General features: G+C 70.9%; 24 protein-coding genes. 11 read left to right on the top strand and 13 right to left on the bottom strand.

From position 1 onward, the window contains the following. The first annotated feature begins 16 nt into the window (after nt 1–16). Together VGR06_RS09150 and VGR06_RS09145 are read left to right on the top strand one after the other, a co-directional pair. A complete protein-coding gene (locus tag VGR06_RS09150; RefSeq protein ID WP_414637206.1) occupies nt 17–1,117 on the top strand; it encodes an acyl-CoA dehydrogenase family protein in 1,101 nt (366 codons plus the stop codon). Then, nucleotides 1,117–1,860, top strand: coding sequence for an MBL fold metallo-hydrolase (locus VGR06_RS09145; RefSeq protein ID WP_327558550.1), 744 nt, complete (start codon nt 1,117–1,119; stop codon nt 1,858–1,860). The genes VGR06_RS09150 and VGR06_RS09145 overlap by 1 nt, the downstream gene beginning before the upstream one ends. On the opposite strand, the gene VGR06_RS09140 is transcribed toward VGR06_RS09145, so the two are convergent. Beyond that, a complete protein-coding gene (locus VGR06_RS09140) occupies nt 1,847–2,287 on the bottom strand; it encodes a nuclear transport factor 2 family protein (protein WP_327558549.1) in 441 nt (146 codons plus the stop codon). The genes VGR06_RS09145 and VGR06_RS09140 overlap by 14 nt on opposite strands. An 83-nt stretch (nt 2,288–2,370) precedes the next feature. On the opposite strand from VGR06_RS09140, the gene VGR06_RS09135 reads away from it, so the two are divergent. Genes VGR06_RS09135 through VGR06_RS09125 form a run of 3 tightly spaced genes read left to right on the top strand, consistent with a single transcriptional unit; the run spans nt 2,371 to nt 3,715 of the window. Then, a complete protein-coding gene (locus VGR06_RS09135) occupies nt 2,371–2,943 on the top strand; it encodes a helix-turn-helix domain-containing protein (protein WP_327558548.1) in 573 nt (190 codons plus the stop codon). Between the two features lie 26 nt (nt 2,944–2,969). Then, nucleotides 2,970–3,095, top strand: coding sequence for a hypothetical protein (locus VGR06_RS09130; RefSeq protein WP_327558547.1), 126 nt, complete (start codon nt 2,970–2,972; stop codon nt 3,093–3,095). 8 nt (nt 3,096–3,103) lie between these two features. Then, on the top strand, nt 3,104–3,715 hold the full coding sequence (locus VGR06_RS09125; RefSeq protein WP_327558546.1) for a hypothetical protein: 612 nt from the start codon (nt 3,104–3,106) through the stop codon (nt 3,713–3,715). Here the strand turns inward: VGR06_RS09125 and VGR06_RS09120 are convergent. The 6 genes from VGR06_RS09120 to VGR06_RS09095 form a co-directional block, all read right to left on the bottom strand. Then, nucleotides 3,697–4,074 (bottom strand): hypothetical protein, encoded by a 378-nt coding sequence (locus VGR06_RS09120; protein ID WP_327558545.1) that lies wholly within the window; start codon nt 4,072–4,074, stop codon nt 3,697–3,699. The two genes, VGR06_RS09125 and VGR06_RS09120, sit on opposite strands and share 19 nt — an antisense overlap. Further along, nucleotides 4,071–4,322, bottom strand: coding sequence for a hypothetical protein (locus tag VGR06_RS09115; RefSeq protein WP_327558544.1), 252 nt, complete (start codon nt 4,320–4,322; stop codon nt 4,071–4,073). The genes VGR06_RS09120 and VGR06_RS09115 overlap by 4 nt, the downstream gene beginning before the upstream one ends. Nucleotides 4,323–4,335: 13 nt before the next feature. Next, complete coding sequence (locus tag VGR06_RS09110) at nt 4,336–5,271, bottom strand: hypothetical protein (protein WP_327558543.1); 936 nt, start codon at nt 5,269–5,271, stop codon at nt 4,336–4,338. 17 nt (nt 5,272–5,288) lie between these two features. Further along, entirely contained in the window at nt 5,289–5,855 is a 567-nt protein-coding gene (locus VGR06_RS09105; RefSeq protein ID WP_327558542.1) for a DUF6345 domain-containing protein, read from the bottom strand. A 101-nt stretch (nt 5,856–5,956) separates the two neighbouring features. After that, entirely contained in the window at nt 5,957–7,318 is a 1,362-nt protein-coding gene (locus VGR06_RS09100) for a TrpB-like pyridoxal phosphate-dependent enzyme (protein ID WP_327558541.1), read from the bottom strand. Continuing rightward, nucleotides 7,311–8,513, bottom strand: coding sequence for a DUF1015 family protein (locus tag VGR06_RS09095; RefSeq protein WP_327558540.1), 1,203 nt, complete (start codon nt 8,511–8,513; stop codon nt 7,311–7,313). Before VGR06_RS09095 ends, VGR06_RS09100 begins: the two co-directional genes overlap by 8 nt. A gap of 126 nt (nt 8,514–8,639) precedes the next feature. On the opposite strand from VGR06_RS09095, the gene VGR06_RS09090 reads away from it, so the two are divergent. Next, nucleotides 8,640–9,449: a helix-turn-helix transcriptional regulator gene (locus tag VGR06_RS09090; protein WP_327558551.1), complete on the top strand. Its 810-nt coding sequence runs from the start codon at nt 8,640–8,642 to the stop codon at nt 9,447–9,449. Here VGR06_RS09090 and VGR06_RS09085 read toward each other — a convergent pair. The 5 genes from VGR06_RS09085 to VGR06_RS09065 are packed head-to-tail and all read right to left on the bottom strand — an operon-like array spanning nt 9,444 to nt 13,017. Then, on the bottom strand, nt 9,444–10,184 hold the full coding sequence (locus VGR06_RS09085; protein WP_327558539.1) for a pseudouridine synthase: 741 nt from the start codon (nt 10,182–10,184) through the stop codon (nt 9,444–9,446). The genes VGR06_RS09090 and VGR06_RS09085 overlap by 6 nt on opposite strands. Then, nucleotides 10,174–10,887 carry an SMC-Scp complex subunit ScpB gene (gene scpB, locus VGR06_RS09080; RefSeq protein ID WP_327558538.1) on the bottom strand — a complete coding sequence of 238 codons (714 nt, stop codon included), beginning with the start codon at nt 10,885–10,887 and terminating at the stop codon, nt 10,174–10,176. Before scpB ends, VGR06_RS09085 begins: the two co-directional genes overlap by 11 nt. Further along, nucleotides 10,884–11,732 carry a segregation and condensation protein A gene (locus VGR06_RS09075; RefSeq protein WP_414637205.1) on the bottom strand — a complete coding sequence of 283 codons (849 nt, stop codon included), beginning with the start codon at nt 11,730–11,732 and terminating at the stop codon, nt 10,884–10,886. The genes scpB and VGR06_RS09075 overlap by 4 nt, the downstream gene beginning before the upstream one ends. After that, nucleotides 11,729–12,100, bottom strand: coding sequence for a hypothetical protein (locus VGR06_RS09070; protein WP_327558536.1), 372 nt, complete (start codon nt 12,098–12,100; stop codon nt 11,729–11,731). The genes VGR06_RS09075 and VGR06_RS09070 overlap by 4 nt, the downstream gene beginning before the upstream one ends. Next, nucleotides 12,097–13,017, bottom strand: a complete 921-nt coding sequence (locus VGR06_RS09065; protein ID WP_327558535.1) for a ParA family protein — start codon at nt 13,015–13,017, stop codon at nt 12,097–12,099. Before VGR06_RS09065 ends, VGR06_RS09070 begins: the two co-directional genes overlap by 4 nt. 170 nt (nt 13,018–13,187) lie before the next feature. Between VGR06_RS09065 and VGR06_RS09060 the strand changes: the two genes are divergently transcribed. The 5 genes from VGR06_RS09060 (at nt 13,188) to VGR06_RS09040 (ending at nt 24,380) form a co-directional block, all read left to right on the top strand. Continuing rightward, nucleotides 13,188–14,072 carry a hypothetical protein gene (locus VGR06_RS09060; RefSeq protein ID WP_327558534.1) on the top strand — a complete coding sequence of 295 codons (885 nt, stop codon included), beginning with the start codon at nt 13,188–13,190 and terminating at the stop codon, nt 14,070–14,072. 1,420 nt (nt 14,073–15,492) lie between these two features. Then, the gene (locus VGR06_RS09055) at nt 15,493–16,362 is read left to right on the top strand and encodes a class I SAM-dependent methyltransferase (RefSeq protein ID WP_327558533.1); all 870 of its coding nucleotides are present in this window, start codon (nt 15,493–15,495) and stop codon (nt 16,360–16,362) included. Nucleotides 16,363–16,480: 118 nt separating this feature from the next. After that, entirely contained in the window at nt 16,481–22,675 is a 6,195-nt protein-coding gene (locus VGR06_RS09050) for a PA14 domain-containing protein (protein WP_327558532.1), read from the top strand. Between the two features lie 29 nt (nt 22,676–22,704). Beyond that, the gene (locus VGR06_RS09045; RefSeq protein ID WP_327558531.1) at nt 22,705–23,157 is read left to right on the top strand and encodes a hypothetical protein; all 453 of its coding nucleotides are present in this window, start codon (nt 22,705–22,707) and stop codon (nt 23,155–23,157) included. Between the two features lie 35 nt (nt 23,158–23,192). Further along, nucleotides 23,193–24,380, top strand: coding sequence for a metallophosphoesterase (locus VGR06_RS09040; protein WP_327558530.1), 1,188 nt, complete (start codon nt 23,193–23,195; stop codon nt 24,378–24,380). Nucleotides 24,381–24,534: 154 nt separating this feature from the next. On the opposite strand, the gene VGR06_RS09035 is transcribed toward VGR06_RS09040, so the two are convergent. After that, nucleotides 24,535–26,202: an MFS transporter gene (locus tag VGR06_RS09035; protein WP_327558529.1), complete on the bottom strand. Its 1,668-nt coding sequence runs from the start codon at nt 26,200–26,202 to the stop codon at nt 24,535–24,537. Nucleotides 26,203–26,465 lie beyond the last annotated feature (263 nt).

Genomic DNA, 26,465 nt, shown 5'->3' with positions numbered 1-26,465 from the left:
GGAAGAGCAGTGGGGTGTGCTAGAGGGGGCGGAGGGGGTTGGGCGGGAGTTGCGGGGGGTGGCGGCGGGTGGGGAGCCGGGTGTCGTCAACCGGAAGTTGTTGGGGGCGCTGGCGGAGCGGGGGTTGTTGGGGCGGGTGTTTCGGCGTGGGGGTGGTGGGGAGTTTGTGCCGACTTCGGCGGTGGAGCTTTGTTTGGTGAGGGAGGGGTTGGCGCGGTATTGCACCGAGGCGGAGACGGCGTTGGCGGTGCAGGGATTGGGGGCGTATCCGATTGTCCGGGCGGGGCGGACTGAGGTCATTCAGGAGTGGGTGCCGCGGGTGGCTGCGGGGGAGGTCGCGGCGGGGTTCGCGTTGACGGAGCCGGAAGCTGGGTCGGATGTGGCGTCGTTGGCGCTGCGGGCGGAGCGGGACGGTGATGGGTTTCGGTTGAGTGGGGAGAAGACGTTTATCTCTAATGCGCCGGATGCGGACATTTACTCCGTGTTTGCGCGGACGTCGGATGCGGGGTCGAAGGGAATTACGGCGTTTGCGGTGCCGCGGGCGTCGGAGGGGTTGAGTGGCGAGCGGATCGCCTTGGTGTCGCCGCATCCGATTGGGCGGTTGCGGTTTGACCGGGTGTTCGTGCCGGAGAGTCATGTGTTGGGGGAGGTTGACGGGGGGATGCGGGTGGCGATGCGGACGTTGGATCTGTTCCGGCCGAGTGTGGGGGCGTTCGCGGTGGGGATGGGGCAGGCAGCGCTGGATGCCGCGGTGACGCATGCGGCGGGGCGGGTGGCGTTCGGGCGGCGGTTGAGCGAGTTCCAGGCGGTGTCGCATCAGTTGGCGGAGGTGGCGGCGCGGCTGCAGGCGGCGCGGCTGCTGGTGCACGATGCGGCGACGGCGTATGACTCGGGGGCGGGGCGGACGGGGCATCTGTCGGCGATGGCGAAGTTGTTCGCGACGGAGACGGCGCAGTTCGCGGTGGACACGGCGATCCAGGTTCATGGGGCGCGGGCGTTGGAGCGGGGGCACCTGCTCGAGCACCTGTACCGCGAGGTGCGGGCGCCGCGGATCTATGAGGGTGCGACGGAGATCCAGCGGGAGATCATCGCGCGGCACCTGTTCCGGGGGCGGTGATGCGGCGGCTGACCGTGCTGGGCAGCTGCGGGGCGTGGCCCGAGGCGGGCCGGGCGTGCAGCGGGTTCCTGGTGGAGTACGACGGGTACCGGGTGGTGCTGGACCTGGGGTTCGGCACGCTCCCCCGGCTCCTGGAGCACTGCCCGGACGGCGCGGTGGACGCGGTGGTGATCACGCACGAGCACAGTGATCACTGTGTGGACCTCAACGGGTTGTTCCGGGTGCGGTACTTCGGCGGCCTGACGGACCGGATTTCGTTGTACTGCACGCCGGGCGTGCTGACCCGGGTCGGCGGGCTGGAGCCGGAGGGCACGCTCGACGAGGTGTTCGACATCCACGAGTTGCCGGGCAGCTACGAGGTGGGACCGTTCCGGCTGGACGCGGTGCCGTTGCCGCACTTCGTGCCGAATGCCGGTGTCCGGATGTCGACATCGGATTATGTGCTGGCCTACACCGGTGACACGGTCCCCGACCCGGCGCTGGCCGAGCTCGGCGCGGAGGCGGATCTGTTCATCGTGGACGCGACGCGGCACGTGCCGCCGCCGGCCGGGACCCGGCGCGGGGTGCTGGCCGCGACCGAGGCCGGCGAGTGGGCCGCGCGGGCGCGGGCGAAAACGTTGATGCTGTCCCATTTCTGGCCGGGCATCGACCGCGCCGAGTCGGTCCGGCTGGCCGGCGAGTCGTTCACCGGTGAGGTTCTGGCCGCCGAGGAGGGACTCACCGTCGAGCTCAGGCGGCGTTGAGCGCGGTGACCAGGTCCGGGATCCGGCCGGTGAGCTGGGCCAGGGTCAGCGGGTTCATGAAGTCCCGGTAGCGGACGATCTCGCCGTCGCGCACCCGGATGATGCCGAGCGCGCGCATCTCGTAAGGGCCGTCGAGAACCCGGGAGTGCCCGCGGTGCACGATCTCGGTGATCACCACCTCGGGGTCGTCGGTCTCCCAGACGGTGGAGGTCACCTCCTTCATCTCGAACAGTCCGCGCATCTCCGCACGGGCCGTGAACCACTCCCGGATCGCCACCCGGCCCTCCAGCGCGACCGGCATGCCGGGGATGCCGAACGGGTACTCCATGACGCCGTCCTCGGCGAACAGGTCGGCGAACACCAGACCGTCCCCACCCTCGACGATGCGGCGGGTCAACTCGGCGACCTCACGGGGGCTCCTGGCCATGACCTCTCCTCTATAATCGGAACGATGAACCCGGTTAGTCGAACGATACGGAACGCGCGCCCCGGTTGTCAACGGGGTGGCGCATGACCGAGCGGCCGCTGCGCGCGGACGCCCAGCGCAACCGCGCCAAGGTGCTGGCCGCGGCCACGGCGGCGTTCGCGCTGGAGGGGATCGCCGTGCCGCTGGACGAGATCGCCCGGCGGGCCGGGGTCGGCGCGGGCACGGTCTACCGGCACTTCCCGACCAAGGAGGCGCTGTTCGAGGCCGTGATGCTGGACCGGGTCACCCGGCTCGCCGGGCACGCGAAAACCCTTGCCACGGCGGAGGATCCGGGCGCGGCGTTCTTCGACTTCCTGCGGCTCATGATCGTCGGGGCGGCCTCGTCGAAGGACCTGGTGGACGCGCTCCTCGGGGCCGACCTGGCCAACGCCGGGCGGATTCTCGCCGCCAAGCAGCAACTGCAGGAAGCCGGCGGCGAGCTGCTCGGCCGGGCGCAGCGGGCCGGCGCGGTGCGCGGCGACCTCGGCGTGTCCGAGCTGATGACGCTGCTCAGCGGCACGGTCATGGCGCTGCAGCAGCAACCCGGCGACGCGCACCTGACCGACGTGGTGTTCGCGGTGCTCCGTGACGGACTGCGCCGCCAGCCGGCAGGCTAGAATTCGCGGCCGCAGGAGGTCGCGAAATGACGCAAACAGGCGCTACGAGCCACAATGTGCCGAAGGTAGCCGGCCCGATCTGGGTCATCTCGTTGTTTCTCGGGCTTTCCGAGGTCGCGGTGGGGTTCGCCACGACTCAGGCGACCGGCTGATACAGGCGATGCTGGCGATCTTCGCCATAACCTTCCCGATCCTGGTGCTCGTGGCCTTCTTCCTGACGCTGTGGTTGAACAACTCGGTGCTCTACCCGCCAAGCGAGTTCACGAGCACGACCAGTGTGCACGATTTCGTGGACGCGATGGACCGTAACAACAAGCGGAACAGGAAAGTCCAGGAATCCGCCTACGCGTATGCCCTGGAACGCCTCGAGGCATATCTCGAACGACTTGACGCCACGACCGAGCGGCAGCGCAAGGAGATCGTGGACCTGGTGAGCATCGCCGCCCGCCCGGACACGATCACGGTCGACGTATCGACGTTCGACGGCGTGCCCCCCGTGACGGAAGTGCCGGTCGACAAGAGCACGAACGTGTCAGAACTGCTGGACGCCGTGTACTTCGCCATGGCCGGCAAAGTGGCGAACTTCTCGTACAACAAGACCTGGATCCTGCGCGATGGGCGGACCGGCCGCCGGTACGACGACATCGGTACGTTCTATGCCCGCGAGCATCTCGAGACCGATCGGGACTATCGCCGGCTGAGCGACGTGGGCATTGGACCGAACGCCTCGTTGTGCGTCGAGAAGCTCCGCGGTCAGGCTGTGCGCACGTAGGGGCAGACCCGGCAGGCGGCGGCACCCTCCTGCGCCCACCACCGGCAGGACTCCCGGATTCCGCACTGCGGCAAGGAGTCCGTGCCGGACGGCACGGCCGCGTCGAAGTCCTCGTGGGCCGCGTCGGTCGCCCGGCAGGAGCCGTCCCAGAACACGCAGGAGCTCTGCACGCAGGGCGCGGCGAACCGGAACCGGGCCTCCAGCGGACCGGAGCCGGAACCGGCCAGCTCACCACGCAACGCGTCGTCGACCTTCGGACCGTGCGGGGTGAAGATCACCCGCCCGCCCGGACCGAGGATGCCCAGCAGGGTGGCGCCCGGTCCGCCCGCACTGCTCGGGCAGGTCAGCTTCTCGGTCACCGCTGCTTGTTGACCAGTTCCTGCACCTGCGCGCCCAGGTCCTGGGCGCGGTCGCCGAGCAGCACGTATCTGCCGATCAGCTCCCACTTGCGCAGGTTGATGCCGTTGACCTCGAAGGAGCCGAGGTCCTTGGCGATAGTTCTGTTCAGCGCGAGGCTGCCCGCGGCCGCGACGGCCTGGGCGATCTCGGTGCGCTGCGCCTGGGTCAGGTCCACACCGTCCACAACGAACTTGAACTCGGTTGCCATGGCTGGCCTTTCTCTAATGGGGAATGTGCGCGGCGGCGAAACCGGCCGCACGCAAGGACTTCGCCGAGACCGCCTGGTAGTACCTGGCGAACCGGAGCTCGATCGGGCCGCGCCGGTCGTCGTGGACGTTCTCCAGCACGCCGCGCACCGCGACGGCCGGCGCGGCGATGTGTTGTGGCACCACGGCCGGCAGTGCAAGCAGACCGACCTGGATGCCGGTGACCGCGACGCAGGCACCACGCTGGTGGTGCTCCACCAGAAAAGGATCACGCAGCAGGCCGGTGAGGGCCCGCTCGGTGCCGCCGGTCCGGACACTGTGGACGTCGACGACCGGGCGGTGCACATGGAACATCCGGGCCAGCACCGGCCGGCCGCCGACCGGCTCGTAGGCCAGCCGGGTCTTGGCGCCGGCCCCGATGAACGGCACGCCGTCCAGCGAGTACGGCGCGCGGACCACCGCCCGGCCCGGCCCGCGGTCGATCTCCGCGCCGGACTCGTCGAGCTGTGCCCACTGGTCCAGCACCACGTCCACGTCGCCGAGGCCGTCCGGGAGCAGCCGGGCCGCCCGGAGCAGCTCGCCGGCGTCCTGGAACAGCAGCGAGCTGGTCTGCTCGCCGAGCACGTACCGGGGTCCGCCTTCGTCATCGACCTCGAGAACATCGGTCCAGGGCCGGCGCTCGTCCGGGAACGCGCGGCAGACCTCGGTGTCCCGCGCCCGGACCGCGCCACTGGCCGCGAAGTACTGGACCTCGCCGCGTCGCCCGGCGTGCGCGACGCCCTCGGGCAGGTCCAGCTCGATCGTCTCGCCGAGCGTGAACCGGTCGTGCAGCGTCCGCACCGCGTGCAGACGCTCCTCATAGGACGGTGTGGCCAGGGTGGCCACGGGTAACTCGTCGGGGATCTCCGGCGGCGTGACCCGCCAGTCGATGCCCTCAAGCGAGAGGCTCATGGTGTCCCACAATCGGGTCAGCAGGTGCCGCGGGCCGTGTAGAACGTGCGGCCGGCCGCGGGAGCGGGTGGCTCCCCGGCCTGCAGCCGCTCGTCGTAGGTGTCGGCCTCCGGGCTGGTCGCGCGCAGGTAGGCCCAGTGCACGTCGGCGCTCTCCACGATCTCGTTGGCCTCCGCCCAGGCCTCGCGCACCGGCATGTCGAACGCGCCGAAGAACGAGTAGTGCAGCCAGGCCGAGTACGCGGCCGGCAGCGAGCCGCGCGGATCGTGGCTGGAGCCCGAGTAGTAGGAGTCGTCGTGGAAGCCGAGCAGGTAGTGCAGCCGCTCGAACGCCGGGATCCACCGGCCGGCCGAGTTGTCCGGGGTGTGCTCGAGGAGTCCGCACGCGTGCGAGGCGAACACCTCGAGGTCGCTCTTGCCGAAGTCCACGGCGTCGTCGGTGGACACGTAGCCGTCCGACACCGCGAAGCCGGACGGCGACCCGTGGCTGGACATCACCAGCGCGGCCACGCCGTCCCGGCCCGCGGTGAAGCTGGCACCGTCGACGAAGTCCGTGATCCACCAGCTGCCGATGCGTCGCGACATGACATCCCTACCGGGTCGCTGGTGCCCGCCGCGGGCACCCCTGCCTGGAGGAGTCGCGATCACTTCGGTTCGATACAAATCCTGCCCCTAAGGGCAGCGCCTCAGGCCATGGCCGGGAGGTCCTTGAGGGCCTGCTCCACCTCCGCCTCGCTGAGCTGACGGTCGACCATCTCGCCGGCCAGGTAGCTGGCGTAGGCCGGCAGGTCCAGGTGGGCGTGCCCGCACAGCGCCGTGAGGATCACCTTCTCCTCGCCGGTTTCCTTGCAGCGCAAGGCTTCCCGGATGCACTCGGCGAGCGCGTGAGTGGGCTCCGGAGCGGGCAGGATGCCCTCGGACCGGGCGAACCGCACGCCCGCGGCGAAGCACTCGTTCTGCGCGATGGCCACGGCCTCGACCAGGCCGAGCTCGACGATGTGCGACAGCAGTGGCGACATGCCGTGGTAGCGCAGCCCGCCGGCGTGGATCGGGTCCGGGATGAACCCGTGGCCGAGCGTGTGCATCTTGAGCAGCGGGGTGAGCCCGGCGGTGTCGCCGAAGTCGTAGGCGTAGACGCCGCGGGTGAACGACGGGCAGGCCGCCGGCTCCACCGCGCGGATCGTCGGGCTGATCCGGCCGGCCAGCTTCTCGCGGAGGAACGGGAAGACCAGGCCGCCGAAGTTGGAGCCGCCGCCGGTGCAGCCGACGATCACATCCGGGGTGTCGCCGGCCTGCTCGAACTGCAGCAGCGCCTCCTCGCCGATGATCGTCTGGTGCATCAGCACGTGGTTGAGCACGCTACCCAGCGCGTAGCGGGCGTTCGGGTCGCCGGCGGCCACCTCGACCGCCTCGCTGATCGCGATGCCCAGGCTGCCGGTGGAGTCCGGGTGCTCGGCCAGCACCGCCCGGCCGGAGTTGGTGAGGTCGGACGGGCTGGGGTGCACGGTGGCGCCGTAGGTCTCCATCATGATCTTGCGGTACGGCTTCTGGTCGTACGAGGCGCGCACCTGCCACACCTCGCACTGCAGCCCGAACACCGCGCAGGCAAAGGAGAGCGCGCTCCCCCACTGCCCGGCGCCGGTCTCCGTGGTGAGCTTGGCGACGCCCTCGGCCGCGTTGTAGAACGCCTGTGGCACCGCGGTGTTCGGCTTGTGCGAGCCGACCGGGCTCACGCCCTCGTACTTGTAGTAGATCCGGGCCGGCGTGCCCAGCGCGCGCTCCAGCCGGCGGGCGCGGAACAGCGGCGAGGGCCGCCAGAGCCGGTAGACGTCGAGCACCTCGCCGGGGATGTCGACATGACGATCGCCGGACACCTCCTGCAGGATCAGCGCCTGCGGGAACAGCGGGGCCAGATCCTCCGGACCGACCGGTTGCCCGGTGCCGGGGTGCAGCGGCGGCGGTGGGGGCGCCGGCAGGTCGGGCACGATGTTGTACCAGGTGGTCGGCATGTCCGACTCGTCCAGGATGAACTTCGTTCGATCAGTCATTGGTCGAATGTAGACCGCGCGGCGGGAGTTCGGCGAGCAGCAGACCGCTGCGCGGCTTGGGGGTGAAGAACGTGCTCTTGCGGGGCATCCGCAGGCCCGCACGGTGCACCGCGAGCACGTCGGCCAGCGGCACCGGGGCGAGCTCGAGGACGGCGTCCACGGATGTGGACGGCTGCCGGCCGGCGGGCAGCGGTCTCACCCGCGGGCCCTCGGGGTCGATGCCGAGCACCTTGTCCAGCAAGAGGTTCTCCACCACGGCGTGGTCGATGCGGGGCACCGGCTGACCGGCGTCCGGTGGCGGAAGCTCGACCACGAACGTGCCACCGGGACAGCGCACGAGCACCTGTCCAGGTACGGGGACGGCGTCCACGGATGCGTCCCGGATCTCCAGCCCGGCCCGGTGCCAGCTGGTGGTCAACGCGCCGGCGTCCAGCCCGGTCCCGGTGAGCACCCGGTGGAACGCCCCGATGCGCAGGTCCGGGCCGGCGGTGACCAGCGCGAGCATGCCGTCCAGCCCGGCCGTCGCGGCGGCCGCGACCCGGTGGTTGCCGTCGGCCACCAGCAGCGGCGCCGACGCGGCCAGCGCGAGCAGGTGCTCCCGGTCGGGGCCGGGCCCCAGCAGCCAGAGCCGGTGCCGGCGTCCACCGGAGTCCACAGTGGACACAGCGGCCGGGCCGGCGCCGTCGATGACGTCGCGCACCGTCGGGGTCAGCCGGTCGGTGTCGGTCACCGGCACCAGCAGCGCGGCGCTGGTCAGAGAACCGAGCCCGGCCAGCACCTCGGCCCGCTCGGCCACGACGTCCGGGTAGACCTCCTCGGTGTGCCGCACCCGGCGCCGCCCGCCCGGCCCGACCGCGGCCGGATCCACCAGGCACAGCAGGCCGGTGGCCGACCCGTCCGGACCGTCCACCGCGTACGCCGCGACGACGTCCTCGACCGGGCGGTATGCCGTGCGCAGCAACACCGACAGCACCGAGCGGGCGATCGGCAGCGCGTCGGTCAGCCCCAGGCCCGCGGCCCGCGCGTCCGGGGTGCGGTGCGGGTGCTGCACGGCCAGCAGCGTCCGCCGCGCCGCCTGGCCCTCGGCCAGCGCCGCGACCACCCGCTCCGGCTCGGCGAACTCGTCCACGTCCGGGCCCGGCACCTCGTCCCGGACCACCCAGCCCCGCCGGACCGGCCGAACCCAGGCACCCATGACGCACTATCGTGCCCGATCACCCCTCGAGAACCGGTCCGAAACCAAGACCTGGTTCGTGGATCATCGTGTAGGTCTTGGCCCGGCCAAGGGAACCTCAGGGGACCGTGACGCCACCCAGCCACAATCCACCTGCCATCCGCACCGTTCGGTGGAACGCAACGGGCCCGGCTGCGACCGGCGGATGTCGGCCTGCCCGCGGGGGTTCGGCGGCGCACGCCGGGGCTGCGGCGCGAGGAAGTGGCGGAGCTGTCCGGGGTTTCGGTCACCTGGTACACCTGGCTGGAGCAGGGCCGGAAGATCGCGGTGTCCGCGCAGATGGTCGACGCGCTGGCGCGCACGTTCCGGCTCGGGCCGGACGAGCACCGGCACCTGCGGGCGCTCGCCGGGCTCGCCGTCCAGCGGGCGGAAACCGAGGTACGCCAAGGAGAGGTCGCGCCGCGATTGCGGCGGCTGGTGGACGCCGCGGCGCCGAACGCGGCGCCGGTGTACGACCGGCATTTCGACTTCGTGGCCTGGAATTCGACGTACGCGCGGCTGCGGCACGACCCGGCGGCGCTGCCGGACGGGCGGCGCAACCTGCTGTGGATGATGTTCACCAGCGCGGCGAACCGCGCCCGGATGGTGCACTGGGAGCCGGCCGCCCGTGCGGTGCTCAGCCAGTTCCGGGCCGCGGTCGGGCAGCGCCCGGACGATCCCCGGTTCGTGGAGTTGGTTTCCGCGCTGACCGAGGCGAGCCCCGAGTTCCGCCGGTGGTGGCCGGAGTACCCGGTTCGGGAGTTCAGGGCGGCGACGATCGGGATCGACCATCCGGACGCCGGGCGGATCGCCCTGGACCTGTTCCAGCTGCGCCCGGTCGAGCACCCCGACCTGCTGCTCGTCCTGCAGGTTCCGGCGACGCCGGCGGACCTGCGGCGGGTCACCGCGCTGCTATAGCCCGACGGTGGCGTAGAGCGAGCCGATCTCGGCGCTGGTGAGCGGGCGCAGGCTGCCGGAGCGCTGGTCGCCGAGGTGGACGTCGCCGACCCGGGTGCGGACGAGCTTCTGCACGGGGTGGCCGACCTCGGCGAGCAGGCGGCGCACGATGTGCTTGCGGCCCTCGTGCAGCACGACCTCGACCAGGGTGCGGCCGGGGAGGCTGTCCACCACGCGGAACGAGTCCACGGTGGCCATGCCGTCGTCCAGCTCGACCCCGTCCCGCAGCCGGCGGCCGATGCCGCGCGGGATGGTGCCGGCCACCTCGGCCAGGTAGGTCTTGAGCACCAGGTAGGACGGGTGCATCAGGCGGTGCGCCAGGTCGCCGTCGTTGGTGAGCAGCAGCAGACCCTCGGTCTCCGCATCCAGCCGGCCGACGTGGAACAGGCGCTCCCGCCGGCCGCGCAGGTAGTCGCCGACGCACGGGCGGCCGCGCTCGTCGGCCATCGTGGTGTGCACCCCGCGCGGCTTGTTCAGCGCCAGGTAGACGAGGTCCTCGCGGACGTTGACCCGGACCCCGTCCACGTGGATGACCACGCTCCGCGGGTCGACCCGGCGGCCGAACTCGGTGACCACCTCGCCGTCCACGCTGACCCGGCCCTTGGCGATCAGCTCCTCGGCCGCCCGCCGCGAGCCGACCCCGGCTTTCGCCAGGACCTTCTGCAGCCGTATTCCTTCGGGTGCCTCAGACGTCATCGATGGAGTCCACTTCGGGCAGCAGGGGGGCGATCGGCGGCAGTTCGTCCAAAGAGGACAGGCCGATGCGCTCGAGGAACAGTTCGGTGGTGCGGTACAGGATTCCGCCGGTGTCGCGGTCGGTGCCGGTCTCCTCGATCAGCCCGCGGGCGAGCAGGGTGCGGATCACACCGTCCACATTGACCCCGCGCACGGCGGCCACCCGCTGGCGGGTCACCGGCTGCCGGTAGGCGATCACCGCGAGCGTCTCCAGCGCGGCCCTGGTGAGCCGGGAGCGCTGGCCGTCCAGCAGCAGCTTCTCCACGAACGGCGCGAACCGGTCCCGGGTGTAGAACCGCCAGCCGCCGCCGACGTGTCTGAGGTCGATGCCGCGCTGCGCCTCGGCGTAGGCGGTCGCCATCCGGTGCAGCGTCTCGGTGATCCGCTCCTGGGGCACGCCGACGGCGGTGGCCAGCAGCTCCTCCTCCGCGGGCGAGTCGACGACGAGGAGCAGCGCCTCCAGGGCGGCCTCGAGGTCGGCGTCCGCGGTGACGTCGGGCAGCTCCGAGTCGGCGGCCATGGCGACCTCGCCCGGCAGCTCGGACTCCTCCGGCGAGTCGAGCGGGTCGGCCTCGGCGTCCGGCGCCTCGCCGTTCTCGTCCCGAGCGTCGAACTCGGTTGCTGGAGCGTCGAACTCGCGGGTTTGTTGGTCGGGTGCGGTCACCCGTACTCCTCCTCGTCGGTACTGGCCCGGTCGGCGTTGGCCGCGGCCGTCGCATCCTCCACGCTGCCGCCGGTCCACCGCACGTGCAACTCACCGAGCGCGTCGACCTGCTGGAAGGCGATCACGGCCTCTTTGTACAGGTCGAGCAGGGCCAGGAACCGGGCCACCACCTGCACCGTGTGCGCGCAGTCGGCGACCAGCTCGGCGAACGTCGCCGCGCCGGCCGAGGCCAGCCGCACCCGGAGGAGCGCCGCCTGCTCGCGCACCGACACCTTCGCGGCGTGCAGGTGGTCCAGTGAGATCGTCGGCGGCGGCTTGGGCCGGAACACCGCCGCGGCGATCTCGGCGAACGCCTTCGCGTCCACCCCCAGCATCACCTCGGGCAGCAGCGCGGCGTACCGCTCCTCCAGCGCCACCGAGCGCGGGTAGCGGCGCAGCGCCCCGGCCTCCAGCTCCCCGAACAGCGCCGCCACCTGCTTGTACGCCCGGTACTGCAGCAGCCGGGCGAACAGCAGGTCGCGCGCCTCGAGCAGGGCCAGGTCGTCCTCGTCCTCCACGTCGGCGGAGGGCAGGAGCTTGGCCGCCTTCAGGTCCAGCAGCGTGGCCGCGACCACGAGGAACTCGGTGGTCTCGTCGAGGTTCCAGTCGTCGCCCATGGCCCGGATGTGCGCGATGAAGTCGTCGGTGACCCGGTGCAGCGCCACCTCGGTGACGTCCAGCTGGTGCTGCGAGATCAGCTGCAGCAGCAGGTCGAACGGCCCCTCGAAGTTGGCGAGCTTGACCGTGAACCGGCCCGAGCCCTCCGGGATCGCGACCTCGGGCGATGGAACCACAACCTCCACTATGAAGCATCCTGCCGCAGGCGCCGCACCAGCATCGAGTTCTCGCCGTTCTCCTCGAGGTCGGCGAGCATGATCGCGACGGCCTCGCGGACGACGCGGCCGCGGTCGACGGCCAGGCCGTGGCTCGCGCGCAGGGCGAGCCGGGAGTGCTCGAGCGCCAGCAGCTCCTCGTCGGAGACGTAGACGGTGATCTTGGAGTCGTGCTTCTGGCGTGGTGAGCCCCGGCGCGGGGTGGCGGATCTCGCCCGGTGGGTCCGGGCTTGCTGAGGACCGCCGAACCAGTCGTCACCGTTGTCCTCGGCAGCGTGGGCCGGTGCGACGGTCGAGCGGAACAGCTCCGCTGCGCCCGGCAGCGAGGTGCGTCGGGTCACCTGGCGATCACTTCTCGGGCCAGCTGCCGGTACGCCTTGGCACCCGCCGACCGCGGCGCCCACTTGGTGATCGGCTCGCCGGCCACGGTGGTCTCCGGGAACCGGACCGTCCGGTTGATCACGGTGTCGAACACGGTGTCCCCGAACGCCTCCACCACGCGGGCCATGACCTCCCGGTTGTGCACCGTGCGCGGGTCGAACATGGTGGCCAGGATGCCGGTGATGTCGAGCTTGGGGTTGAGCCGCTCGCGCACCTTCTCGATCGTGTCGATCAGCAGGGCCACCCCGCGCAGGCTGAAGAACTCGCACTCCAGCGGGATCAGCACGCCGTCCGCGGCGGCCAGCGCGTTGACGGTGAGCAGGCCGAGCGAGGGCTGGCAGTCGATCAGCACGTAGTCGTAGTCGGCGATCACCGGCCGGATCGTGCGGACCAGGGTGTGCTCCCGGCCGACCTCGGACACCAGCTGGACCTCGGCCGCGGACAGGTCGATGTTGCTGGGCAGCAGGTCCATGCCCTCCACGCAGGTGGGGATGACCACGTCGTGGATGCCGATGGAGCGCTCGATGAGCACGTTGTAGATGGTCTGCTCGAGCTGGTGCGCGGGGATGCCGAGGCCGACGGACAGCGCGCCCTGCGGATCGAAGTCGACCAGCAGCACGCGGCGGCCGAACTCGGTCAGCGCGGCGCCGAGGTTGATCGTGGAGGTGGTCTTGCCGACGCCGCCTTTCTGGTTGCACAGGGCCAGCACCTGGGCCGGGCCGTGGCCGTTGAGCAGGGGTGGCTCGGGGATGTGCCGGCGCGGGCGGCCGGTCGGGGCGGAACCGTTGGTGGGGATGTCGTCGAGGGCTTCGTCGTCGTCGGAGGCGGCGCGTGGTGAGAGGCTCAGCTCCCGTTCCGAAGGCTGCAATGTCGACATAGCGACCTAACTCCTTGTCGTCCCGACAATCTCGGCCGCATCCTATGGGCGCGTTCTGCCGCCTCCGGTGAGCCACGCCGCGCGCAGCTCACCCCTGTGGCTAACCGGACAAACCAGTTATGCCGTCTGGCAGGATGTCCTTGTCATCAAGGAGATTCCCAGGGAGCGCGATGCCGGGCGGGTCGGGCCAGGTCAAGCCGGGTGTGATCGCGCTGCGCCCGCTGCGGGTGGGCGAGATCCTGGACGGAGCGCTGGCGACCATCCGGCGGCATCCGGTGCACATGCTCGGCGTGGCGGCGATCGTGGTGCTGGTGAGCCAGGTGCTGATCAGTGTGGCCACGTACCCGTTGCTGGACAACCTCCGGGACACCGCTGCCATCACCCCGAGCTCGCCGCCCGCGGAGGTGAACCGGTTCCTGCAGGTGCGGGTGGCCTACGACGGCATCTCCGCGCTGATCGCGTTGCCGTCCCGGGTGCTGCTGGCCGGCCTGCTCACCATCGTGATCGGCAAGGCGGTGCTGGGTCAGCCGCTGGAACGCGGCGAGTTGTGGGCCCGGGTGCGGCCGCGGCTGCTCGCCCTGCTCGCGGTGAGCCTGATCTACCCGGCGATCACCGTCGGTGCCGCCGTGGTGATCTACGGGCTGACCCTGGCCGGGTCGTCGCTGTCGGTCCTGGTGATCCTGGTGGCGATCCCGGTCGCGCTCTGGCTCTACATCCTGTTCTCGTTCGCCACCCCGGCACTCATGCTCGAGAACGCCCCGGTGGCTCGCGCGTTCGGCCGGTCCCGCACGCTGGTCCGGGGAAGCTGGTGGCGCGTCTTCGGCATCCAGCTGCTCGCCGCGCTCATCGCGCTGGTGGTCGGCGTGGTCCTCTCGTTCCCGTTCCAGGTCGGCGACAACCTCGCGCTCGGCACGCTAGGCGCGATCGTCGCCGGCACCCTCACCGAGCCGTTCGCCGCCGCGGTAACCGTGCTTGTCTACACCGACCAGCGCATGCGCCGCGAACGCATGGACCTCGACCTGGCCCGCGCCGCCGGCCGGCCACCTCTCCATTAGTCCACTAGGGACACTTCTACCCGGTTGTCGTGGTAGACCGCTCCCTTCCGCCGCCGGCGAGCTTCGCCCAGTGACCCTGCGTGGTGGCCGCGACGCCCTCGCGATCATTGGAGACCCACACCCTGTGGGCGAGCCGGTGAACGGGTCCTCCCGGGGTAGCCCTCGGCGCACGGCGTGATGATCCGGGTTGCTGGTCCCCAGGGTTCGCCGTGATCACAACAGCGCCTCTACCGAGTGGAGCAATCCGCCGATGCCGAGTGGGAGGACGTCACCCCGGGCGGCATGGTCGACGCCATGCCTGTGCTCCGCTGATGGGCCCTCGCCCGCCCCCGGCTGGCCTCCTCGCCGCCCTCCCGACGGGCCCGGTTTTCCCTCGTGGAGCAGAATCCTGACATTCGGCGTGATACTGCGGCCCGCGATCGACGTGGATCTGCACCTAGCCGTGCGAGGTCCGCGAGCTGACATTCACGCAGACCCGGCCTACCTCGATCCGACCGGGCAAACCCGTCTCCCATGCGACCGTCACCAACCCCGCTGACGTCCAGCGCCCGGCGCCGTCGACGTCGTGCATCGCGTGGCCATGTCCCGCTGTGGTCTGACATGCGGCCGTCACCCACCTGCGCCCGCAGGTGGGTGATCAGGGCCGAGTTCGGCCGCCAGATCCTGCCGACCTCATATGAGTTGGGTGTGGCTCCTTTGGAGGGAGTTGTCCATCGTGATCGGGGTGATCGGGTCTGGGGTGGCTGGTGGGACCGGTGGGGCGTTGACCAATGCCCTGAAGGCGGCCTTCAGGACGTTGAGCGTCCTGAAGGCCACCTTCAGGGCATGTGTCGACCGCCCAATAGTCACATCGATCCCACCTGCCTCACCAGCCACGGCCCGGCCGAACTCACATCCCTGGCAACACGCCCGACGACACGAGGGGCAACGACGAGCAACTCCCTCCAACGGAGCCACACCCATATGAGTTTGGCCGCAATGAAACCAACAGCCATGCACACAAAGGTAAATTTTGCGATAAATAACGGTGTAACGAAGAGTTTCATCCCTGCCTCCGCGTTTAAGGATGTTGAGCACGTTGTGCGTTCCAGGCACTTTCTCCGTATCCCAAGTACAGCCCTAAGCCTCTTCAGATAGAAGTACGGTCCGTCGTAAGCGCCGCTGCCCAAATGCATGCTTTCGCGTCCGGACGAAAGCGGGCCATGCCAAACAGCCGATGCCTCATGAGTCAGCATGTCTACCTTCCTTGACGAAGTGACTGTGTACACATGGTTGGTCATGCATGCACTCTCAATTAGAACCCGGACTTCGCAAGGTGCCAAGGTGATCCGGTAGTCAGCGTGGGCGACACTGGCCAGCGCCATTGCGAGCTCATCCCAGCCGGTTCCACTCGGCCGTGTGCTCCGCCACGAACCCGTCGATGTCGCAGCGTAGCCTGATCACCATGGCCGCCAGCCGAACCGCGCGCTACGTCGCGCTCTACCGCGCGCTGGAAACGGTCGAGCGCCGGCGGGCGCCGCTGTTCCAGGATCCGTTCGCCATCCGGTTCCTGCCCCCCGCGCTGGCCCGCACCGTCCGCGCCGCCCGGCACACCGCCGTGCACGCGCTCGTCCGCCGCTACGCCGACCACCGCGCGCCGGGCGCCCGCACCAGCGCCGTCGGGCGCACGAAGATCCTCGACGACGTGGTCCGCACCGCCGTCGCCGCCGGCACCACCCAGCTGGTCATCCTCGGCGCCGGCTTCGACTGCCGCGCGCACCGGCTCCCGGAGCTCGCCGCGGTCGACGTGTTCGAAGTGGACCGGCCGGAAACCCAGGCGGAGAAGCAAACCCTGATCGGTGGTACCCGCGACGGCGTCCACTACGTACCCGTCGACTTCCTCCGGGACAGCGTCTCCGGCCGCCTCAGCGCCGCCGGCTGGAACCCGGCGGAAACCACCTGCTTCCTCTGGGAGGGCGTCACCAACTACCTCACCGAGGAGGCGGTCAAGGAGGTCCTCGCCTGGATCGGCGACGCCGCGGCGGGCAGCACCGTGGCGTTCACCTACATCCACAAGGGACTCCTGGACGGCACCGTCCCCTTCGCCGGCGGCGCGAAGATGCTCGCGAATGTCCGTCATCTCAACGAACCATGGACGTTCGGCCTGTATCCGGAGGACCTTCCCGCGTACCTGCGGCAGTTCGGGCTCACGCTGCGGGAGGATCTCGGCGCCGACGACTACCGCGCCCGCACCGGGCTCACCCATGCCAGCGGCTACGCCTTCTACCGTCTCGCCGTCGCCGCCCGCTGACACCCCAGTTCGCCCGTTTGGCGGAGTGACAAACGGCGGCTAAGGCGTCAATCGTGGACCGCGGTTCATTGTGGACGCGGGTTGTCGGGGTCCGCGCTGAGACCTACTGGGGGTTTCGGTGATTGCCTTCCGTCGTCGTATTCGCGCGCGCTCGGTCCGGCTCACCGTGCTCTTCGCGGTGCTGGGCCTGCTGCTGTCCACTGTGGAGGTGACGGTCACACCCGCGGCCGCCGCACCATCGCGCGGCACGGCGGTGGACCCGCGGACCGTGCCGCTGCTGCCGAGCCCGCCGCCCGCACCGCGGGCCGGCGCCCCGGCGAACCCGGGCGCGGACTTCACCCCGCTGGCCGGCGCGGCCAGCCACTTCGACGCTCGGCGGTCGCGACCGGTGTCCCGGTCGACGTTCGCCACGGAGTACGCGAACCCGGACGGGACGCGCACCTGGCAGCAGTCCACAGCTCCGCTGAACGTGAAGCTTTCGGCGGGGGTCTGGCAGCCGGTCGACACGGGCCTGTCGACGGACCGGAACTCGGGTCGGGTGCGGGTGAACCGGCATCCGCTGAACCCCTCGCTGGGCGCCCGCGGTGATGACCCAGCCCTGGTCTCCGTTGAGGTGGAAGGAAAACGTGCCTGGTTGGGCCTCGAGCAGGCCGCGGGCAAACCGGCCACGGTGGACGGATCGACGGTCGGCTACGCCGAGGTGCGGCCGGACACCGACCTGAACTACGACGTGACACCCGGCTCGGTGAAGGAGACCATCCGGTTGCGGAAGCCGGGCCCGGCATCGTGGCGGTTCCGGTTGGGGACAACGGGCCTGACCCCGCGCCTGACCGGCAGCGGTGAGGTGGCCTTCATCGACGCGACCGGCGCCGCGGTGTTCGGGATGCCGCCGATCGAGGCCTGGGACTCCAGCGGCACCGCGGACCGCCCGCCAGCCGTGACCGGTGGCCGCTACCAGCTGGAGAAGGCCGCGGACGGGTGGGTGCTCACGGTCTCGGTCGACGAGGCGTGGCTGCGCGACCCGAAGCGGGTCTACCCGGTCGGGGTGGACCCGACCTTCTCCTTCGCCGCCGACGGGGCGATCAACTACAAGTCCGACGGGTTCTCCTGCAACTTCTGCGACATCCGGTTCGGCAACCCGCTGGATCGCGGGTTCGTCTGGCGCAGCGTCATCCACTTCAACTACGCGTCCCTGCAGGGCCAGAACGTCGTGTCGGCCAAGCTGGACGTGAGCAGTACCCGCGCTCCGGCAACCGTGGACCGGACCTACAACGCCGACCTCTACCACGCGACCGCGTTCAGCTTCAACGGTGTGGGCGAGTATCTCGGCGGCGCGCTGGTCGGCCAGGTCGGCACGTTCACCGACACCCGGCTCGCCGACTACCTGCGCCCGTGGGTCAGCGCCGGCAACATCAGCCCGTGGTTCATGCTGGTCGGCAACGAGCAGCCGGACGTGTGGTCGTACAAGAGCATGTACGCGACCCTGTCCCTGGACACGGGTTCCGCGCCGCCCGCGCCGATCCAGACCGCCCCGCCGGACAACAGCGTGCAGACCACGCTGACCCCGACACTGTCGGTGAACCCGGTGTCCGATCCGGACGGTGACCCGGTCACCTACTGCTTCAAGGTGGCCACCGGTGCCGACGGCAAGTCCGGTGTGGTGGTGGACTCCGGCTGCCAGTCGAGTCCTAACTGGACGGCTCCGCCCGGGGTGCTTCAGGACGGTGTCGCCTACACCTGGCTGGCCAGCGCGCACAGCGGGATCACCACGGTCACCCAGCCCTACGTCGGCCACTTCAAGATCGACCAACGGGTCGGCGACCGCGGCCCGGCACCGGTCGACGCGCTCGGGCCGGTCTCGGTGAACCTGGCCAACGGCAACGTGACCACCACCTCGAGCATGCCCACGTTCACCACCGTCGGCGGCTCCGCGGGCGTCACGCTGACCTACAACTCCCAGCAGCAGGACCAGAAAGGCCTGCGCGCCTCCTACTTCGCCGACCTCGCGCACAACGGGAGCATCAGCGACGCCCAGCAGCCCGCGCTGGTGCGCACCGAGCCGCAGGTCAACGTGGACTGGGGCAACACCTCGCCGTTCGCGGCCGCCCTGGAGGCCGACTTCTTCGTGGTGCGCTGGGAGGGTTACTTCCAGGCGCCGGCCACCGGCACCTACCAGTTCGCCGGCGTGCACGACGACATGCTCAAGATCTGGGTCGACAACAACCCGGTGTACAACGTCGGCTGCTGCAGCGAGGTGAACTGGACCCAGTCCACCGGCGTCGCCCTCACCGCGGGCCAGCGGGTGCCGATCAAGGTCGAGCTGGCCGAGCAGACCGGCTGGGCCTACCTGCGCCTGTTCGTGCACACCACCGATGACACCACGGTGCCGTCGCAGATCGTCCCGGCCGACTGGCTCTACCCGACCGACACACCGCCACTGCCCCAGGGCTGGACGCTCTCCGCCGACCTGGACGGCTCCGGCTCGACGTACACCCAGGCCACCGTGGCCGACCAGACCATCGTGCTCACCGACGGCACCGGCGCCAAGCACACCTGGACGAAGAAGAGCACCGGCGGCTACACCCCGCCGGACGGCGAGGACGGCACCCTCTCCATCGACACGACCGGCCGGGTCACCCTGACCGAGGGCACCGACGTGTTCGTGTTCCGCTCCGACGGAAAGCTGGAAACCCAGTCCACCGCGGTGGACTCCCGGCACCCCGCCGCGCTGCAGAACCTCTACGACGGCACCCCGTCCCGGCTGCGCGAGATCCGCGACCCCGTCTCGCAGCGCTCGCACGTGCTGCACTACAACCGGTCCGGCGACGACTGCTACGGCGGCACCACCCCACCGGCCGGCGCCGACGCCCTCGCCCCGGCACAGATGCTGTGCCGGATCAGCTACTGGGACGGCACCGAGACCCGGCTGTGGTACACCAGCGGCCGGCTGGCCCGGATCGAGGACCCCGGCTCCGAGGAGGCCGACTACCTCTACGACGCGGGCGGTCTGGTCACCGCTGTCCGCGACCCCCTCGCCGTCGACTGGGCCGCCGTGGACCCGGCGAACCGCAACACCATCGGCACCTACACCACGGTCGGGTACACCACGCTGAACGGCCGGGTCCACGGCTTCCGGACCACCGCGCCGGAACCCGCTCCCGGGCAGCCGAGGCCCCGGCACACCTACCGCTTCGACCCGGCCAACCATCAGACCTTCGTGGACGCCGACGGGCTCAGTCCGGCCACCGGGTTCTTCTCCAGGGTGACCTATGACGACGCCTACCGCCTGTTGTCCACGACGGACGCGACCGGCCGGACCACGTCGCACACCTGGAGCGTCAAGGACCAGCATCTGACGTCCACCGACGCGGCCGGCCGGGTGTCCGCCACGGTCTACGATTACGCCGACCGGCCCACGGACAACTACGGCCCGGCGCCCGCGGCCTGCTTCAGCGGCCAACTCCCCACCGCCGCGTGCGTGAACACCGTGCCGCACCAGCACACCAACTACGACGAGGGCATGCCGGGGTTGTCCGTCGCCTACTACGACAACACCGGACTCACCGGCGCGCCCAAGGTCTACGCCACCGGCTTCGGTGACCCGACCGGCCGGATGGTCGTCAACTGGGACGGCACCACCGCCCCCGCGCCGGGCATCCCGGCCAGCGGCTTCTCCGTGCGGTTGACCGGAGAGGTGCAGATGCCCGACGCCGGCACCTACCAGATCGTGCCCTGGTCCGACGACGGCATCCGGATCTGGATCGACGACGCGCTCGTGGTGAACGGCTGGGCCGACCAACCGCCCACCAAGGTCACCGGCAGCTACCCCAACACCACGGCCGGGGCCATCCACCGGATCCGGATCGACTACTTCAACAACGCCGCCTCCGGGGCGTTGCACCTGAACTGGGCGCGGCCCGGCATGGCCGAGGAGAACATCCCCGGCCAGTACCTCCACCCCCGCTACGGGCTGACCACCTCGACGGTGACCTCGGAGTCCAGCGGGGTGCCCGACCGGGTCGGCTCGACCCGTTACAACGACAGCGGGCTTGACCCGGTGTACGGCGTCGCCACGTCCTCCGTGGCCGGATCGGGTGGGGCGCAGCTGACCGGGCGCACCGGGTACGAGACGCCCGGCTCCGGATACCTCCGCAGCACCACCAGGACCATGCCGTCCGGCGCGCAGACCGTCACCGAGTACTACGGCGACACCGAGGCGCGCGGCACCGGATGCGTCGCCGGCAACACCCCGGCGGTCAACCAGGGCGGCCTGGCCAAGCGCACGGTCGCGCCGACCCCGGCCGCCGGCACCGCCCGGGTGGAGGAGCAGATCTACGACGCCTCCGGGCGGGTGCTCGCCAAATCCGTCGGCGGCGACTGGACCTGCTACTTCTACGACGCACGGGACCGGGTGACGCAGCAGAACATCCCGGGCGGCCCGGGCCGCGTGGTGACCAACAACTTCGCGGTCGGCGGCGACCCGCTGACCACCTCGGTCACCGACGACCGCGGCACCATCACCACCCGGGTCGACCTGCTCAGCCGGGTGGTCGCCTACACCGACGTCTACGGTGTGCGCACCGACACGAGCTACGACCAGGCCGGCCGCATCCAGTCGGAGACCGTCACCCCGCCCAACGCGGCCGACCCGCCGCAGGTGACGGCCTACACCTACGACGACGCCGGCCGCCGCCTCACCCAGAAGCTCGGCACCGCGGTGCTGGCCACGGCCGGCTACGGCACCGCGGGCGAGCTCGCCTCGGTCACCTATGGCAACGGCACGGCGCTGTCCGCCATCGGCCGCAACGACGCCGGTGAGATCACCTCGCTGACCTGGCAGACCAGCGACAACGTCCAGGTCATGTCCCAGGTGAGCCGGACCCGCGCGGGCACCATCACCGACGAGACCCTCGGCGGGGTCGACGCCCGCCCGGCCGCACCCAACTACGTCTACGACGCGGTGGGCCGGCTGACCGAGGCGTGGGTGACCGGCCACCACTACACCTACGACTTCACCTCGGCCGCGCCTGCCGGTTGCCCCTCCGGCACGGTGGCCAACGCCGGCGTGAACACCAACCGGGTCCACCTGCTCGACCAGACCTCGGCGGGCACGGCCGACACCGGCTACTGCTACGACACCACCGACCGGCTGCTGAGCACCACCGGCGCCGACGCGGTGTCCGGCGTCGGCTACGACGGCCACGGCAACACCACCGGATACGTCGCCGGTGCCGCCACCGTCACGCTGGGCTGGGACGGCGTGGACCGCAACATCGCGGCCCGGGTCACCGGCACCGATCCCGCCGACATCACCTACACCCGCGATGCGACAAACCGCATCGTCCGCCGCGACGCGTCCACCGGCGACTCGACCGCCACCGTGCTGTACGGCTACACCGGCAGCGGCGACGGCGCTGATCTCACCCTCGCCGCCAACCAGCGGGTCGTCTCCCGCAGCATCAGCCTGCCCGGCCAGGTGCTCTACACCGTGCTCAGCACCGGCACGACCCTGCCCACCTGGGACCATCCCACGGTGCGGGGCGACCTGTCGCTGACCACCGACCACAGTGGACACCAGGTCGGCGCGCTCCGGACGTACACGCCGTTCGGCGAGCCCCTCACCCCAACCGGTGCGGTCGACCCGGACGCGGTCCCGGACAACCAGCCGGGTGCGTTCGACAACGGCTGGCTCGGCGAGCACCAGCGCCCGTACGAGCACGCCGGGGCGCTGTCGCTGGTCCAGATGGGTGCCCGCCCGTACAGCCCGCTCCTCGGCCGGTTCCTGTCCGTGGATCCGGTGGAGGGTGGCTCCGCGAACGACTACGACTACGTGGTCGGCGATCCGGTCAACAAGACCGACCTCGACGGCAACTGGTGGTCCTGGCTCAAGAAGGCGGCCCCGATCATCAGCGACGTCCTCAGCACGGCTGCCGTCGTGCTGACGGTCGCGGCGGTCTTCGTCCCGGTGCTCGCCCCGATCGCCATCGCGGTCAACGTCGTCTCGGCCGTCTGGAGCCTTACCCAGGGAGACTATTTCGGAGCGCTCGCCGCCGTGCCCGGGATCGGGGTCGCCGCCAGGGCTTACAAGGCGGCGCGCGCGGTCAAGGCGGCGACCAAGGTGTACAAGGCGGCGCGCGGCGCGCGTGCGGCCAATCCGAGGCAGATGGCCAGGAACGCGGTGCACAAGTTCGGCCGGAAGATCACCCGCTCGACCAAGATCTGGCGCAAGTGGGACCGGCGGGACAGGCGGCTCGTCGCCGCCGACGTCGGCCTCTACGGTTACGGCATGTGCAAGAACCATTGGCGCTGCTAGTGACGTCGGCACGGCACAGGGAGAAGGACATGGGTGGTCGGGCCGACCTCGGTCTGGTCGTGACCGCCCGCTTCCTTCCCTGCGCGATCCTGCTTTTCTCCAGGTACAGCGCCGAGGATCTCGCGCTACACCGTCGAACGCTCCGCCGGATCTCCCGCGGCGACGACCTTCCGGATGACGAGGTCGAGGACTCGATCATCGAAGGCACCCAGGGGCTGGGCGGGTTGGCGATCGGCGGCGTGATCCTCGGCGCCGTGTTCATCTGGGCGTCCGGGCACGCGCTGTACGTTCCGTTCTCCGTGCTCGGTGCGGTGAGCACCGGGGTGCTGACCTTCGCCGGCACGCTCGCGGCCATCTACGGGGCACGGGCGATGTGGCGCCGCCCCCGCCTGCTGCCGCGGCGTCGCGACTTCTGGATCGCCGCCGGTTGCGGGCTGCTGGCCGCCGCCCTGGTTCTGGCGGCCCGGCTCACCGCCGGTTGAGCGGGTGCCGTCCGGCCCCGCGGTACGGTGGCCGGATGACGCGGACCGAGGAGCCGGTGCGGGCGCGGCGGCGCGGGGCGTTCCTGGGGGTGGTGTGGACCGCGCTGGTGCTGCTGTTCGGGGTGCCGTGGTGGACCTTGATCGTGGCGGGGCCGGAGTGGCCGGTGCCGGTGGTCGTGGCGGGCACCGTGCTGTTGGCGGCGGCGGCGCTGGGGTTGCCGTGGTTGATGATGCGTGGGCACGGACGGCGCGGGTCGGACCTGGCCGCGCGGGTCGGGGACACGCTGCTCGGCGTGGTGTGGGTGCTGTTCACGTGGTCGGTGCTGGGCCTGCTGGCTCGGGTCGGGCTCGCGCTGCTGGGCGTGGCGGACCCGGCGCGGTCGCGGATCACGGCGGTCGGGGTGGTCGCCGCGGTGGCGGTGCTGGTGGTGTGGGGGTACGCCGAGGCGATGCGAGTGCCGCGGGTGCGGGCGGTGGAGGTGTGGCTGCCGCGGCTGGGGGCGGGGCTGGACGGGACGAAGGTCGTCGTGCTGGCCGACACGCACTTCGGGCCGATCGACCGGGCGCGGTGGTCGGCCGGGGTGGCGGACGCGGTCAATGACCTGGACGCCGACATCGTGTGCCACGCCGGGGACATCGCCGACGGGAGCGTGGCGCGGCGGCAGGCGCAGGCGGCGCCGCTGGGGACGGTGCGCGCGCGGCTGGCGCAGGGGTGCGTGACCGGGAACCACGAGTACTTCGGCGAGGCGCAGGCGTGGCTGGACCACCTGACCGGGCTGGGCTGGGTGTCGTTGCACAACCGGCACGTGGTGCTGTCCCGGGGTGGTGACCGGCTGGTGCTCGCCGGCGTGGACGACGCCACCGCGCGCAGGTCCGGAGTGGACGGTCACGGCGCCGATCTGGCGGCGGCGCTCGCCGGCGCCGACCCGGACCTGCCCGTGCTGCTGGTCGCCCACCAGCCGCGGCAGGTTGCGGCGGCCGCGGACGCCGGCGTGGACCTGCAGGTCTCCGGGCACACCCACGGCGGGCAGATCTGGCCGTTCCACTACCTGGTCCGGGTCGACCAGCCGGCGGTGCGCGGCCTGTCCCGGCATGGCGCCCGCACCCAGCTCTACACCAGCGCCGGCGCCGGCTTCTGGGGCCCGCCGCTGCGGATCTTCGCGCCGAGCGAGATCAGCCTGCTCACCTTGCGCGCCGGGGCTGCTCCGCGAAGTGGAGGATGAGCGTCGCCTCGGGCAGCGCGGCACCGAGCCGTTCGGCGTCGGTCAGTACCGACGGCTCGTTCTTGCCGATCAGGTGCAGCTGTGCCGCGCTCAATGACTCGGCGTCCGCCTCCTGGGCTGTCCACGGTACCGAAGAATGCGCGGGGCGGGTCGGCTATTCAGCGGCTCCCGGCACGGTTTCCGCGGGAGCGGCGGTGCGCTGCTGCGACCGGGCGAACAGGGCGCCGATCAGCGCCAGGACGAGCACGGCGACCGGGATGATCAGGGTGATGCGCATGGTCGGGATGTAAGCGTCGTAAAAGGTCTTGGAGGCGACCTGCTCGATCGCGGGACGGACCGAGGCGGGCAGGTCGGCCGGGAGGTGGGCGCCGGTCTGGCCGACGCCGACCGCCAAATCCCGGCCGGTCGCGGCGGCTTTTTCGAAGCCTTCGATGAGCCATTTGTGGAAATGGTCGGGGAGGGATTGGACGTTTTCCCGGGCGGACGAGCCGAGGCGGGCGGCGAGCTGGGTCTGCAGCACGGCGCCGGTGACCGCGGAACCCAGCAGCGCGCCCATCTGCCGGGAGGTGTTGATCAGGCCGGCGGCGGAGGAGGCGACGTTCGGGACGACGTTGCGCATGGCGATGCTCTGCAGCGGGGCGAAGGTCAGCCCGAGGCCGAGGCCGGCGACGACCAGGCCGATGATCAGCTCGGTGCGGTTGATGTAGAGCCGGGTCACCTGCAGCACCAGGCCGATCCCGCCGGCCCACAGCAGCAGGCCGGCGATGAGCGCGTCCTTGCCGCCGTAGCGGTCGGCGAGCCGGCCGCCGACCGGGGCGCTGAAGATCGAGGCCAGCGACATCGGGGCCAGCGCCAGCCCGGCATGCAGGGCGTCCAGGCCGAGCACCGACTGCAGGAAGATCACCAGCGGCAGGAACAGCCCGAGCATGCCGAACGAGATCGCCGCGATCACGCCGCTCATCACCGCGAAGTTGCGGTCGGCGTAGATGCCCGACGGGATCAGCGGCTCGCGGTCCCGGTGCTGGCGTTGCTGCCAGACGAACAGCAGCAGCACGATCACGCCGGCGGCGAGGAACACCGGGATGCTCACCGGCCCCCACACCGTGCCCCAGCGGTGTGACGGCCCCTCGATGAGTCCGAAGCAGATCAGGAACAGGGCGGCCGAGACCAGCAGCGTGCCGCGCCAGTCCAGCCGGTGCTTGCGGTTGAAGCGCAGGTCCGGCAGGTACCGCAACCCCAGCACCAGCACGGCGATGCCGATCGGCAGGTTCACGTAGAAGATCCACCGCCAGCCGAACGCGGACACCAGCCAGCCGCCGAACACCGGCCCGGCGATCGTGGCCAGGCCGGCGACCGCGCCCCAGATGCCGTATGCGGCGCCGCGGCGGTTGGGCGGGAAGCTCACCGTGAGGATGGCCAGGGTCTGCGGGGTGAGCAGCGCGCCGCCGACACCCTGCAGGGCGCGCGCCGCGATCAGCTGCCCGGGCGTGCCGGCGAACCCGCACAGCGCCGACGCGGCGGTGAACACGACGAGCCCGATCAGGAACAGCCGCTTCGCCCCGAGCAGGTCGCCGAGCCGCCCGCCGGTGATCAGCAGCCCGGCGTAGACGAGCGTGTATGCGTTGACGATCCACAGCACCTGGTCGAGCGACGCGCCGAGCCCGGTGGTCAGCGCGGGCAGCGCGATGTTCACGATCGTGGTGTCCAGCAGGATCATGAAGAAGCCCAGGCAGAGAATGGCGAGCACGAGCCAGGGCCGCTCCCGCGCCACCATGGTCGGGTCCCCGGTCGCCCCGGTGCTCGACGGTGTGCCGATAGCCATGAGCCGACCTTTCGCCAGCCCCCCACCCCGGTCAACGACCACCGGTGACACATGTCCCTTGGGGGCCGGTGCCCTGAAGGCGTCGTTCGGGACGCTCAACGCCCCGAAAGACGCCTTCAGGACATGTATCACCGCCGCCCGCGGGCACTCCGTCGCAGTTGGACGGCGGCCCTAGCGTTCGGCCGCCGCCGAGCGATTGTCGATCAAAGTGACCTGCGGCGATGGGAGCCGGCTGTGGCGTTCACCTCGTTGGCCGACCAGCT

Source organism: Actinophytocola sp. (assembly GCF_036002505.1).
Classification (GTDB): Bacteria; Actinomycetota; Actinomycetes; order Mycobacteriales; family Pseudonocardiaceae; genus DASYTH01.
Note: the sequence above shows the minus strand (reverse complement) of the source record. Positions and strands in the feature narration are given on the sequence as shown.